Source organism: Salsipaludibacter albus, from assembly GCF_019798055.1.
GTDB lineage: Bacteria > Actinomycetota > Nitriliruptoria > Nitriliruptorales > Nitriliruptoraceae > Salsipaludibacter > Salsipaludibacter albus.
The window spans coordinates 1-11,977 of record NZ_JAHOPH010000054.1; the positions used below are offsets into that span (position 1 = coordinate 1).

Annotated in this window: 11 protein-coding genes and 1 pseudogene; 3 read left to right on the forward strand and 9 right to left on the reverse strand. The window is 73.8% G+C overall.

All coding sequences use genetic code 11. The annotated features are described in order from the left end of the window. Together KR546_RS18315 and KR546_RS18320 are read right to left on the reverse strand one after the other, a co-directional pair. Positions 1-368 (reverse strand): annotated as a pseudogene (locus KR546_RS18315) (hypothetical protein); the annotation flags it as partial. Beyond that, positions 365-913 (reverse strand): RNA polymerase sigma factor, encoded by a 549-nt coding sequence (locus KR546_RS18320; RefSeq protein WP_238446169.1) that lies wholly within the window; start codon positions 911-913, stop codon positions 365-367. The pseudogene KR546_RS18315 and the gene KR546_RS18320, both read right to left, overlap by 4 nt. A gap of 245 nt (positions 914-1,158) precedes the next feature. On the opposite strand from KR546_RS18320, the gene KR546_RS18325 reads away from it, so the two are divergent. Beyond that, positions 1,159-1,938, forward strand: coding sequence for a hypothetical protein (locus tag KR546_RS18325; RefSeq protein ID WP_238446170.1), 780 nt, complete (start codon positions 1,159-1,161; stop codon positions 1,936-1,938). A 4-nt stretch (positions 1,939-1,942) separates the two neighbouring features. Here KR546_RS18325 and KR546_RS18330 read toward each other — a convergent pair whose 3' ends face one another. From KR546_RS18330 to KR546_RS18360, 7 genes are all read right to left on the reverse strand, one after another. After that, positions 1,943-2,734 carry an anti-sigma factor gene (locus tag KR546_RS18330; protein WP_238446171.1) on the reverse strand — a complete coding sequence of 264 codons (792 nt, stop codon included), beginning with the start codon at positions 2,732-2,734 and terminating at the stop codon, positions 1,943-1,945. Continuing rightward, positions 2,721-3,287, reverse strand: a complete 567-nt coding sequence (locus tag KR546_RS18335) for an RNA polymerase sigma factor (protein WP_238446172.1) — start codon at positions 3,285-3,287, stop codon at positions 2,721-2,723. The genes KR546_RS18330 and KR546_RS18335 overlap by 14 nt, the downstream gene beginning before the upstream one ends. A 214-nt stretch (positions 3,288-3,501) precedes the next feature. Further along, positions 3,502-4,254 carry a class F sortase gene (locus tag KR546_RS18340; RefSeq protein WP_238446173.1) on the reverse strand — a complete coding sequence of 251 codons (753 nt, stop codon included), beginning with the start codon at positions 4,252-4,254 and terminating at the stop codon, positions 3,502-3,504. A gap of 261 nt (positions 4,255-4,515) precedes the next feature. Further along, entirely contained in the window at positions 4,516-5,325 is an 810-nt protein-coding gene (locus KR546_RS18345; protein WP_238446174.1) for a DUF4397 domain-containing protein, read from the reverse strand. Between the two features lie 132 nt (positions 5,326-5,457). Then, the gene (locus KR546_RS18350; protein ID WP_238446175.1) at positions 5,458-6,657 is read right to left on the reverse strand and encodes an FAD-dependent oxidoreductase; all 1,200 of its coding nucleotides are present in this window, start codon (positions 6,655-6,657) and stop codon (positions 5,458-5,460) included. Next, positions 6,654-7,913, reverse strand: coding sequence for a potassium channel family protein (locus KR546_RS18355; protein WP_238446176.1), 1,260 nt, complete (start codon positions 7,911-7,913; stop codon positions 6,654-6,656). The genes KR546_RS18350 and KR546_RS18355 overlap by 4 nt, the downstream gene beginning before the upstream one ends. Continuing rightward, positions 7,910-9,208 (reverse strand): magnesium transporter, encoded by a 1,299-nt coding sequence (locus tag KR546_RS18360; protein ID WP_238446177.1) that lies wholly within the window; start codon positions 9,206-9,208, stop codon positions 7,910-7,912. Before KR546_RS18360 ends, KR546_RS18355 begins: the two co-directional genes overlap by 4 nt. Positions 9,209-9,393: 185 nt before the next feature. Here KR546_RS18360 and KR546_RS18365 point away from each other — a divergent pair, with 185 nt between their 5' ends. Together KR546_RS18365 and KR546_RS19855 are read left to right on the forward strand one after the other, a co-directional pair. Next, positions 9,394-11,175 carry an acyl-CoA dehydrogenase gene (locus KR546_RS18365; RefSeq protein WP_238446178.1) on the forward strand — a complete coding sequence of 594 codons (1,782 nt, stop codon included), beginning with the start codon at positions 9,394-9,396 and terminating at the stop codon, positions 11,173-11,175. 121 nt (positions 11,176-11,296) lie between these two features. Next, the coding region (locus KR546_RS19855; protein ID WP_238446179.1) for an LCP family glycopolymer transferase at positions 11,297-11,977 on the forward strand (681 nt) is incomplete at its 3' end.

Here is an 11,977-nt window from a genome sequence, read left to right on the forward strand (position 1 = left end):
GGTGACGACGGCTGGGTGCTGCGCGTCCTCGACGTCGCCAGCGGCGCGGTCGTGCACGAGGCACCGCTGGCCGACCTCGACGGGGGCCACCCGGCCGTCCCGACCGACTTCGCCGGGGTCACGGTCGCCGCCGGGGACGGGTCGGCGATGACCACGGACGGCGGGGGGTCCTCCAGCAGGAGGTCGGCAAGCACCCAGCCACCGGCACCCACGAGTGCGAGCACCGCGGCGACGGCCCCCACACGGGTCCAGGTCTCGCGGCGGCGCCCACGCGCCACCACGGCGTCGAGGTCGCCGGGCGGGACGTCGAGGTCGCCACCCCGATCGGCCAGGTGGTCGGACAGTTCGCGGGACAGGTCGTCGGTCATCGGTGGTCCTCCAGCGACGTGCGAAGGGAGTCGAGTGCGCGGGCGAGGCGGCTCTTGACGGTGCCCTCGGGGACACCGAGGGCGGTCGCCGTCTCGGCGACGGAGAACCCCGCGTGGAGCCGCAGCACCACGACCTCGTGGAGCTTGTCGGACAGGGACGCGAGCGCCGGCGCGAGCTGGTCGGCGTCGTCGACCCGACCCTGCCCGCCCGGGACGCCTCGGTCTGGCAGGTCGACGCGGGCGATCCGACGCCGGCGTCGGTGCCACGAGGTGGCCCAGTTGCGGGCCACGCGGTAGACCCAGGCACCCGCGTCCCCGTGGTCGTCCAGCTCCTCCCATCGCTGCCATGCCCGCGACATCGCCACGTCCACGGCCTCGGCGGCCAGGTCGACACTGCCCACCTGCAGGGCGAGCGTGCGCACGAGCCGGTCGCGCTCGTCGCACCAGAAGTCCTCGAACGCGACCGTGGGGGTCGCCTCGGGGACGTCGTCGGCAGGCGCGATGACGGTCGGCGGGACCTGCCGGTCGGGGGCGGGGGAGTCCACCGTGTCCAAGCTCGTGCTCGCTGGTCGATGCATCGGGCGTCCAATGGTGGCGACGGGCTGGCGGGGGTGCCCGGAGGCGCTGCACCTCGACCGGTCCACGCCCGGGGGCGGCTCGTGGTTCCCCGGCGACGACGCGACGTGCGTTCGGCGCGCATGCAGTGGTGGTCCCGGCGGCGGTCGAGGCCCGTCCCGTGCGCCGTACGCTGGCCGATCCAGCCATCCGCCGTGCCCGAAAGACCCAGCCCATGGCCGACCGCTACACCTCACGGATCGCCCTCGTCGTCGACGCCCCCGTGCACGTGGGCGACGTCGTCCAGGCCGCGATCGCTGCCGGCGACATCGACCGATCCCGACCCGTCCGGGACGTCGCCGAGGCGGCCGAGGTCAACTGGGGCGGACGCATGGCCAAGGCGGTCGTCCGGCGCCTCGCCGAGGACGGGCGGGACCTCGTGCGGGTCGAGGCCTACATCGGTGGCGACGGCGTCGTGAACGGTCTCCAGCGGCAGGCACAGCTGCTGCAGGGGCTGGCCCGCCAGTTGCGCGGCAGCGTGGAGGGCGTCGTCGACCTGTCGGCCCGCACCGACCGCGACATGGCCTGGGTCAACCGGGTCGCCATCGGGGCCGTCGACCGCGACGACGCGATCGTGGTGGTCGACGAGGGCGAGGGCACCCACTGGGTGTTCAGCCACGGGGCGGCACGGTTCGACGTCCCGGACCTCGAGCTGTACGGCCTCGACCGGGGTCAGCTGGCCGGTGCCGACGAGGTGATCGGGCATCTCCACGACCAACTGCTTGCCCGGGGGCTGAAGCGCGCCGACCTCGCCCTGCCGTCGGGCACGCCCGTCTACCTCGTCCCGGTGCTGGAGGCCTGGAAGGACCTGCCGATGGACTGGCCGGGCATCGGCCGGGCGGGGGAGGACCGCGGACCGGGCCTCGACGGGCCGCGCGCGACGTTGTCGGTCATGCACAAGCCGCGCTTCGGGCGGTACCGAACCGATTTCGCGGGCGTGCTGGCCGAGCTCTGACCGACTACGAGTCCGTCGGCCCCGCCGCCACGATCTCGCCCCGCAGGACGCTGTCGCTGGAGTGGGTCGGGTCGCCGTCGACCGGCTCCACCGAGACGTCCAGCAACGGCCAGTCCCCGACCTCGACCGCGGCCGGGACGACGAACGACCCCTGGTCCTCGACGGGGCCGAGGCTGACCAGGCGACCCGCGTCGGCGTCGAGCAGCCACAGTTCGTAGAAGCTGTCGTCCGGGGCGGCCGGGAGCGAGGCCAGGTCGACCTCGATGCGGGTCTGTCCGCCGTCGGTGACGATCGTCCCGTCGACCTCCTGGGCGCGGTCGTCGAGCGCGTCCAGGGCGAAGGTCGCGACGGTGTCGGGCGACGGGTCGCTCGTGACCAGGATCGAGCCCGCGACGGCCACGACCAGGACGGCTGCCGCGGCCAGGGCGGCCACCCAGCCGGACCGGCGACGTCGCCGGGCGGTCGCGAGGTCCACGACCTCGGCGTCCTCGGACAGGGTCGCGTCCGTCCGGTCGGGGCCGTTGGGGACGGGGTCCGCGCCGGTCGAGGCCGACGTTGGCGGGACCAGCGTGTCGACCGCACCGGTCCCGTGGTCGTCCGGTCGCGCGGAGGTGTCGTGGTCGTCGAACGCGGCAGCGGCGATGCCGTCCCACAGCGATGCCACGTGGGTGCGGTCGGTGTCCCCGAGGACCGCGTGACCACGTCGGGCCATCGCCAGCAGTTCGGCGTCCGAGGGGTCCGTGTGCGGCTCGTCCGGGCGTGGCTGGTCAGCCATGTGGCGGTCATCGCTGGTCATGGCTCACCTCCAACAGGGTGCGCAGCCGCTGCAGTCCACGGCGTTGGTGACTCTTGACGGTTCCCAGTGGCAGGTCCAGCCGCGTCGCGACCTCGGCCTGGGTCAGGCCCTCCCAGTACGACAGCTCCAACGACAGGCGGTGGGCCTCGGGGAGTTCGGCCAGCGCGTGGGCGACGAGGACCTCGTCGGCCAGTGCGTCGGCGTGGTCCTCGACCGGAAGGTCGTGTCCGGCGTCGGCCGGGTCCGTCGGCACCTCGCGGGCGCCACGGAACGACCGGTTGGTCGTGTTGCGCGCGATGCCCACCAGCCAGGCCGGCAGGACGCCGCGGGACGGGTCGAAGTTCGCCCGGGAGCGCCATGCGGCGATGAACACCTGTTGGGTCAGGTCGTCGGCCGCGTCGACGTCGGCCCAGCGCGTGCACAGTGCGTGGATCATGTCGCCCCACCGGGCGAACGCGTCGGCCAGGGCGTCCGGCTCGCCGGCGACCAGCGCATGGGCGACCCTGCGCTCCTCGGGGTCGTGCTCGGCATCGGTGTCCCGATCGTCGGCCACATCGTGGTCCGAGACCGGGACGGCGGCGGATTGGCGGTGCGCGTCGTGCGCCGGCCGAGACCCGGACGCCCGGTCGGGGCGTCCGGGGTCGTCGGACGGGCGGGACGGCGCAGGGCCGATGGCGGTCCTCCCCGGGGGCGTCGTGCCCGCGTCGCACGGCTGAGGGCGGCGACGGCGGTCGGCGGATCGGTCTGGGGCCGAAGGATAGGCCCTGTCAGATCGGCTGTGCGACCACCACGACGTTGGAGCGGTAGGAGCGGACGGTGCCATCGAACTCACCTCCGCAGGTCACCAGGACGAGTCGGGTCGGACCGGAGCGTCGGAACAGGTCGCTGGTCTCGAGCGCGGACTTGTCCACCAGTTCGCGTCCGGTGACCTCCCAGGCACTCGTCGAGCCGTCGTCGGCCTCCACCTCGACCCGGTCACCCACGGCCAGGTCGACCAGGCGGTGGAAGGCCCCGAGGCCCTGTTCGCGGTCGTCGACGTGGCCGGCGATGACGATGTTGCCGGCCTGGCCGGGTGCCGGCCCGTGGCGGTACCAGCCGGCGTCGTCGACGTCCTCGGGCACCTCCATCAGGCCGTCGTCGTCGACCCCGACGTGCTCGACCGCGACGTCCAGGTCGAGCGCCGGAAGGCGCAGTCGGGTCGGCGGCGAGACGGACTCGGGCTGCCAGTCACCGATCCGCGCGGACCGGGTGCCCACCTCGACGGCCGGGGTCGGGGCCGCCGTGGGGGTGGCACCCGTCGACCGGTCGGCCGCGCCGGGTGCGGTCGGGGACCAGTCGGTGGACGCTGCGTCGTCCGAGGGACTCGGCGAGGCCGCGGCCGGTGTCGACGAGACGGCGGCTGGCGTCGGTCCGGCCAGGACGACCTCGCCGACGTCGTCCGGGCCGTCGTCCAGCACCAGCAGGAGGGCGGCGACCAGCGATGCCACACCCGCGATGGCGGCGAGGACCCTGCTGGTCATGGTGGTCGTTCCTCCGGTGGGCGGGGCGTCGGACGGTCGTGCGTCACTGCGTGGTGCGTCGCTGCGTGGTGCGGGGTGCACCCGGTGCCGGGGGGAGGGGGGTTGGTCGTCCAGGGTCACGGGCGCGGGTGCACGGTGAGTGTGTCGGATCGGGTGCGGGAAGAAGAAACCGCCGCGACCGGGGGTGGGGCCCGGCCGCGGCGGTCGAGAGGAGGTCGGGACGCGCGGGGTGTTGTCCCGACCCCCTCCACGCGTGGGGGCTCAGGCCTTGGACTCGACCGTCCGGCGACGCGCGGCGAAGCCGAGCGCGGCCAGTCCGGACAGGCCCAGGGCGATCGCCAGGGGGCTCACGCCACCGTCATCGACCAGCCCAGCGGTACCGGCGGGCACGCCCTCCGGGTCGTCGTGGAGGCCGTCGATCGTCTGCACGAGCACCTCGAAGGTCTCGTCGTCGAGGCTTCCGGTGGCGTAGGCGATGGTGTTGACGCCCTCGGCGAGCGTGGTGCCCGGCAGCGCGGCGACCTCGGTGTCGGTCCCGGCCGCGTTGATGGCCAGGTCGTAGTCACCGGCGGGGACGTCGGCCACGGCCTCGTCCGGGTTCGCGAGTCCCTCGATCAGGGCGTCGCCACCGGCGAGGATGTCGACCGCGGGTGCGGCGGCGGTGTGGCGCACGGTGACGCGGGCGTTGCCGGCGTCGATCGTGGACGTGTCGTTGACGAACAGCGACACCATGGGCTCGCCGCCCTCGTTGAGGTGCGCGACGGCCGAGACGTTGGCGCCGGCCTCGAGCGTGGCGTCGGCCGACAGGATCGGCTCGCTGTTGTCGGAGGCGTCCGGCGCGGTCAGGTCGAAGGTGTAGTCACCCTCGGGGAGGTCCAGCGGGTCGGTGACGGTCCCGGGTGCGAAGTCGTCCAGGGTCAACTCGTCGTTGACGTAGACGTCGACGGGGGTGTCGGGGATGCCGTGGACGACGGTGACCGTGCCGGTGTGGCCGTCGGCGGAGGCCGCCGTTGGCACGAGCAGCAGCCCGGCCGCGGCGGCGGCGGTCGCGATCTTTGACAGTGTGCGCATCGTGAAGATCCTTGGCGGTCGTGTTGCATGCCGTTGTCCCGGCATGTCACTTCCACTTGCCGGTGGACCTCCCATTTGGATGCAGGTGCAACTACTTCGTGCGCTCAACGCACGCGACGGGACGGAGGCGCCTCAGCCCGGGAGGCGGAAGCGGCGCGGCGTGGTGGCGGTGTCGTCGGTGGCGAGGTCGGCCAGCAGCTGGCCGATCCGCGGGACGAACTTGAACCCGTGGCCCGAGAAGCCGGCGCCCACCACCAGGCGACCCGCCCGGTCGAGCACGAAGTCGGTGCTGGGCGTGGTGGTGTACAGGCAGCGCTCGGGCGCGGCGCTGTCGGGATCGATCCCGGGCACCCATCGACGGGCGTAGGCGACCACCCGGGCCAACCGGTCCGGGTCGATGTCGGGGGCTCCCCAGTCCGGCGTGGCGCCGGCCCGGTCCGGGACCGGGGCCGTGGGTCCGACCACCTCGCCGGTGTGGTGCTCGCCCAGCTTGATCCGGCCGTCGGGGGTCGGCAGGCCGTAGCCCCACACCGGCTCGCCGGCCCCGGACGTCTGCGGTGGCCCGTCGTGGGAGTAGTGGATGAACGACGGCCATGGCTCGGCGTCCTCGGCACCGGTCGTGGCGACCGTCGGGGCGAAGTGGACCGGTTGCTCGCGGGTGACGACCATCGTCGGCAGCGACACGTGGCCGGACAGCAGCCCGGGGGCCCAGGCGCCGCCCGTGACCACGACGGTGCGGGCGACCACCCGGTCCGTCGTCGCGCCGTCGCCCCGGGGTTCGAGGTCGACGACGACGTGGTCGTCGCCCGGCGCGAGGCCGGCGACCCCGCGCCCGTGGTGGATGGCGGCGCCGTGTCCGGCTGCCAGCTCCGTGAGGGCACGGACGGTCTCGGTGGCGTCGGTGGTGCCGCCGTCGGGATGGAACACGGCCGCCCGGTCCACGACCAGCCCGGGCCAGCGTCGGGACGCCTCGGCCGGCGACAGCGTCTCGTGGGCGACGCCGGCGGCGGCGAGCTGGCGGGCGATCTCGGCGACGACCGCGGGTTCGCCGTGGTCGAGCTCGCCCATGCGATGGCGCAGGTGTCGGCCGGACTCGGCCTCGAGCCGGTCCCACAGGGGCAGGGCGGCGCGGGCCAGCGCCAGGTAGTCGGCATCCGGGTACGCCAGTCGGAAGATCCGGGCGTTGCCGTGCGAGCTGCCGTGGGGGTGGCCCGGGCCGAACCGGTCGAACACCACGACGTCGTGGCCACGGGCCGCGAGGTGCCACGCCGTGGACGCGCCCATCGCGCCACCGCCCACGACGACGACCTCGACCTCGGTGGTGGCGCTCACCGGTCGTCGTCGCCCAGGGCCCATTCCGTGTCGTAGGACTCGTCGGGGTCCATGACCCACTCGCCCTCGTCGCCCTCGGGTCGGTGGTCGCCCGCCAGTTCGCGCAGGCGCAGGGCGCCCTCCTCGGGGCCCAGGGCCAGCAGCCGGTCGCCCGCACGGATCGCGCGCCGGCTGCGTGGTCGGTAGATCCAGTGCCCGCCCCGGTCGATGGCCAGGATCTCCATCCCGGTGTTGGTGTGGACCTGGTGGTCACCGAGGCTCGCGCCGTCCAGTGCCGAGCCGGCCGCCACGAAGGCGTCTGCGGTGATCTCGTCGGTCTCGCTCAGGGCCGCGGCGATGATCGGGTGCGGGGCGTCGTCGGTCTCGATCACCCGGGTCATGGACTGGGCCGAGTCCACGATCCGCTCGGAGGCAGCGGCGATGTGGAGCAGGCCCCGCAGGGCGGCGGGGTCCTCCAGGTCGCGCGCCGCACGCAGGACCCAGCCCTCGAGACCGTGGAAGAGGTCGTCACTGGCGTCCTCGATCGCGCTGACCTCGGCCGCCAACGAGCGGTCGCGCAGCAGGATCGCGGCGTAGGCCAGGCCGACCGCCACCTCCGAGACGTTCTTGAGCTCCACGACCAGGTCGACCGCCCGGTCGAGGTCGGTCAGGCGATCGTCGTCGGTCGGCTCGGTGACGCCCCGCGGGGGGACGCCGGCCAGTTCGCGCAGGGCGTCCATGCCCTCCTCGGGCCCCTGCAGGAACAGCACGTCACCCGTGCGCAGGACCTCCTCGGGGTCCAGCCCGTAGACCCAGTCGACGTCGCGCCGCAGGGCGATCAGCCACATCCCGGTGCGTGCCGGCAGCTCGAGCTCGCGCAGGCTGGAGCCTGCCAGCTGGTTGCCGTCCCGGATCCGGATGCGTCCGGTCACCTCCTCGGCGTAGCGCAGGTCGTCACGCAGCTGGGGCGGCACGCCGATGTCCTTGAGCTGGACCCGGGCGATGTCCTCGGCGGAGTCCGCGATGCCCTCGATCGACATCGCCAGGCCGAGCACGCCGGCCAGGGCGTCCGCGTCGGCCGGCGTGCGGGCGGCCAGCATGCAGGTCACCCGCAACTCGTCGAGCGAGTCGTCGATCCGGTCCTCCAGGCGCAGCACCTCCCGGGCCATGGAGTCGTCGCCGAAGAACACGGCGGCGTAGGCCAGGTCGACCATCAGCTCCGCGGCGTCCTTGGCGGCCACCAGCAGTTCCTTGACGGTGCGTCGTGGTTGCATCATCCAACTCCCATCAGCGAGATGGCGCCCACCAGGCACAGGATGCCAAACAGGTCCATGCATGCCGTGACGATCGGGATCCCGTGGTTGTCGGGATCCAGTCCGAACCGGAACGTGGCCACGGCCGCCGCGTAGGCGACCACGGCGACGACCATGGTGGCGAACAGGCCACCGAGCAGGCTGGTCGCGACCAGCGACAGGGCGCTGGGTGGTGACAGGCCGGCCAGCGTGGCCGCCAGCCAGCCCACGCCTCCCACGCCGACGAACGCCCCGAGGGCGAGCAGGAACGTCAGCGAGATGTCCAGGCCCGCCAGCGCCGAGGGCCACGTGCGTGGCGCGAGCAGCCCGACGTGCAACTTGGACGCCAGCCGGGACGACAGCATGCCGCCCAGCGAGCCACAGGCGGCGGCGAACGGCGGGATCAGCACCAGCAGGGCGGGATTGGACAGCAGGGTGTCCAGTCGTGCGTCCATCACGATGCCGGCGACCACCTGCAGGCTGACGGCCACGCTCAGCACGACCAGTGACTCGCGCACGATCCGCCGGACCATGTCGTCGCCGTCCCGCACGCCCAGGACCGCGGCCACGACGGCGGCGACCAGGCCGACCGCACCGATCGCGGCCGGGACCCAGCCGATCGGCACCAGCAACGTGGCCAGCAGCAGGGCAGGCAGGGTGACCAGGTCGCCGGTGGCGGTGATCACGGGGGCCCCCACGTCGTCCATCGACCATCCGCGGACGCGGGACTGGCGCGCCACCACCACCGTGACGGCCAGCAGGACCGCCGAGGCGAGCAGGCCGCCGACGACCGACACCGCCACGAGGTCCAGCAGGGGCATCACCGGCCGACCGACGACGACCGACGCGGCCCATGCCAGGGCGCCCGCCTCCGCGGCGGTCGACACGGTCAGGAGGGTGGCGGCCCGGACCTGGCGACCCAGGAACGAGTCGCGGGTGGTCTCGGGTCCCATCTCGCCGGTGAGGATGCCGGTGCCCAGCCGTGCCGCGAGGGCCCCGAAGATCGACCCGCGCATCCCGATCGCCGCCGGGATCAGGACCAACAGGCCCGGGTTGGCGGCCAGCGCCTCGTTGGCGCCACCCAGCACCGTCCCGGCGATCAGGGTCGCGGCCAGCCCCACGACCAGTGCGGACGACGACGCCCGGATGGAGGCGGCCTCGCGGGCCCAGTAGCGGGCCACCTCCGCGGCCGGCAGTCCCAGTGCACGCAGCACGCGCAGGACCGGTTCCGGGAGGTGGGGACGCAACGACGCGGAGCTCGGGAGGCGTGGACGAACCATGTCGCGACCTCCTCTCCCGGCGGGCAGGCACCGCCGGGTGGGAGCGGTGGCGCCGGGGTCGAGCCTAGGGCCACCGGGCCACGCGGCCGACCCGGGCGGACCCCGCCGCCGGACGCCGTCGCACCCCGGTCGCAGGTGCGTCCCCGGGGCCGGGCGGCAGACGGCCCGGCGGTACGATCCCGCCCATGACTGACTACACCCCACCCCTGCGTGACATCCGCTTCGTCCTGGACCACGTCGTGGACCTCGACCGGCTCGCGACGCTGGACGACTACGCCCACGTGGACGGCGACCTCGTGATGGGCCTGCTGGACGAGGCCGGGCGCTTCACGGCGTCGGCGCTCGCGCCGGCCAACCGGGACGGCGACACGATCGGCGCCACGCTCCACGACGGCGAGGTCACGACGCCGGACAGCTGGAAGAAGGCCTACGACGACTACGTCGCGGCGGGGTGGGGCGCACTGCAGCACCCGGCCGCCTACGGGGGCGGTGACTTCCCGCTGGTGGTCGCCAACGCCTTCAAGGAGATGATGACCGCGGCCAACATGGCCTTCGCGCTCGGACCCCTGCTGACCACCGGTGCGGTGTACGCGATGCTCCACCACGCCTCCGACGAGCTCCAGCAGACCTGGCTGCCACGGATGGTCTCGGGGGAGTGGGCCGGGACGATGAACCTCACCGAGCCGCAGGCAGGCTCCGACGTCGGGGCGCTGACGACCCGGGCCGAGCGGGTCGAGGACGGCACCTACCGGATCACCGGCCAGAAGATCTACATCACCTACGGCGAGCACGACCTCACGGACCAGATCGTCCACCTGGTCCTGGCCCGGCTCCCCGACGCGCCCGAGGGCACCAAGGGCATCTCGCTGTTCCTGGTGCCGAAGTTCCTGCTGGACGAGGACGGCCAGCCCGCCGAGCGCAACGACGTCACCTGCGTGTCGATCGAGCACAAGGTCGGCATTCACGCGTCGCCCACCTGCGTCATGGCCTACGGCGAGGACGGCGACGGCGCGGTCGGCTGGCTCGTCGGCGAGGAGCACGACGGCATGCGGGCGATGTTCACGATGATGAACGACGCACGCCTGCAGGTCGGGCTCCAGGGCCTGGCGATCGCCGAGCGCGCCCACCAGCAGGCCGCCGACTACGCCCGCGAGCGACGCCAGGGCACCGCCCCGGGTGCCGAGCGCGGGACCCAGTCCCCGATCGTCGACCACCCCGACGTGCGCCGGATGCTGCTGGACAGCAAGGCCCGCATCGAGGCCATGCGGGTGCTGACCTACGCCAACGCGATGGCGATCGACCTCGCCGACGCGCTGGACGGGGACGAGGCGGCGCACTGGCAGAAGGTCGCCGACCTCTACACCCCCTTGTCGAAGGCCTGGTGCACCGACCTGGGTGTCGAGGTGGCCTCCACGGCCATCCAGGTGCACGGCGGCATGGGCTACGTCGAGGAGACCGGGGTCGCCCAGCACTGGCGCGACGCCAGGATCGCACCGATCTACGAGGGCACCAACGGCATCCAGGCGCTCGACCTGGTCGGGCGCAAGCTGGGCTACGACGGTGGCGAGTTCGTCCCGAGCCACCTCGCCTCGCTGCGCGACGACGTCGCCGACGACCGCGACGAGCTCGCGTCGACGATGGCCGGCGTGGCGGCCGGCCTCGACGTGCTCGAGGAGACCACCACGTGGCTGCTCGAGCACCGCGCCGACCTGCGGGACGTGTTCGCGGGCGCGACGCCGTACCTGCGCCTGTTCGCGACCGTCGTGGCCGGCACCCTGCTCGCACGGGGTGCCTCCGCAGCCCTGGACCAGGTCGAGGCGGGTGTCGACGTGGACTTCCACCGGGCCAAGCTGACCACCGCGCGCTACTTCGCCGAGCAGGTGGTCCCCGAGGTCCACGCCCTGGCCCCCCGGGTCACGGCGACCGCCCGGGACCTGTTCGCCCTCGACCCGGACCAGCTGGGCTGATCGCGACCCGGGCCGAGGCACGGCCCGCCGCACCCGCCCGAACCCGCCCACCGCCCGACCTCGTCCGCCCGTCCCATCCCGTCCCCGACCGCGCCCGCTCGCGAACTCCCGGAATCCCGCCGTGTCCGATCCCTCCGTGTTCCGCTCCGTGCGACGGCCCGACCGTCGCCGGGTGCACCTGGCCGGGCGCCTCGTCCGCATCCTCGTGGTCGTGGCGATCCTCGTGGTGCTCGGGGTCGCGGGCTGGCTCCTGTGGCGCACGACCAACGCCCTGGAGCCACTGGAGTTGCAGACGTTCGTCCTCAACGAGACCGATCCGGACGCCCTGACCGACTCGGTGCCCGGGACCTCGACGACGCTGGTCGTGGGCGTGGACCGCCGCCAGGCGCCACCGGAGGACCTCGCCGGGTCCGATGCCGATCCGCGGGGGATGGCGCTGACCCCGGCGGTCATGCTGCTGCAGACGTCGCCGGAGCGTCCGGGGACGGCGGTCGTCACCTTCCCGGCCAACCTGGCGGTCGATCCGCCGGGGGTGGTCGGCCAGACCAGCCTGGACCGGGTCCAGGCCCTGGGAGGCCCGGACCTGCTGCTGGCCACCGTCCAGGACGCCACCGGCATGCCGATCGACCACTACGTCGAGGTCGACCTCGCGGGGGTGGTCGACGTCGTCGACGCGGTGGGCGGCGTGGAGGTGTGCCTGGACGACGTCGTGCTCGGGCCCGAGCCGTCGGCCGGGGGAGCGGGCGCGAGCGCGGCCCCCACGGCCGGCGCCACGCCGACGCCGACTGTCCCGGCCACCGAC

What these genes read in the sequence shown, in the direction of transcription:
- KR546_RS18325 (WP_238446170.1), top strand. Translation starts at nt 1,159, where the DNA reads ATGGCCGACCGCTACACCTCACGGATCGCCCTCGTCGTCGACGCCCCC.
- KR546_RS18330 (WP_238446171.1), bottom strand. Translation starts at nt 2,734, where the DNA reads ATGACCAGCGATGACCGCCACATGGCTGACCAGCCACGCCCGGACGAG.
- KR546_RS18340 (WP_238446173.1), bottom strand. Translation starts at nt 4,254, where the DNA reads ATGACCAGCAGGGTCCTCGCCGCCATCGCGGGTGTGGCATCGCTGGTC.
- KR546_RS18345 (WP_238446174.1), bottom strand. Translation starts at nt 5,325, where the DNA reads ATGCGCACACTGTCAAAGATCGCGACCGCCGCCGCCGCGGCCGGGCTG.
- KR546_RS18355 (WP_238446176.1), bottom strand. Translation starts at nt 7,913, where the DNA reads ATGATGCAACCACGACGCACCGTCAAGGAACTGCTGGTGGCCGCCAAG.
- KR546_RS18360 (WP_238446177.1), bottom strand. Translation starts at nt 9,208, where the DNA reads ATGGTTCGTCCACGCCTCCCGAGCTCCGCGTCGTTGCGTCCCCACCTC.
- KR546_RS18365 (WP_238446178.1), top strand. Translation starts at nt 9,394, where the DNA reads ATGACTGACTACACCCCACCCCTGCGTGACATCCGCTTCGTCCTGGAC.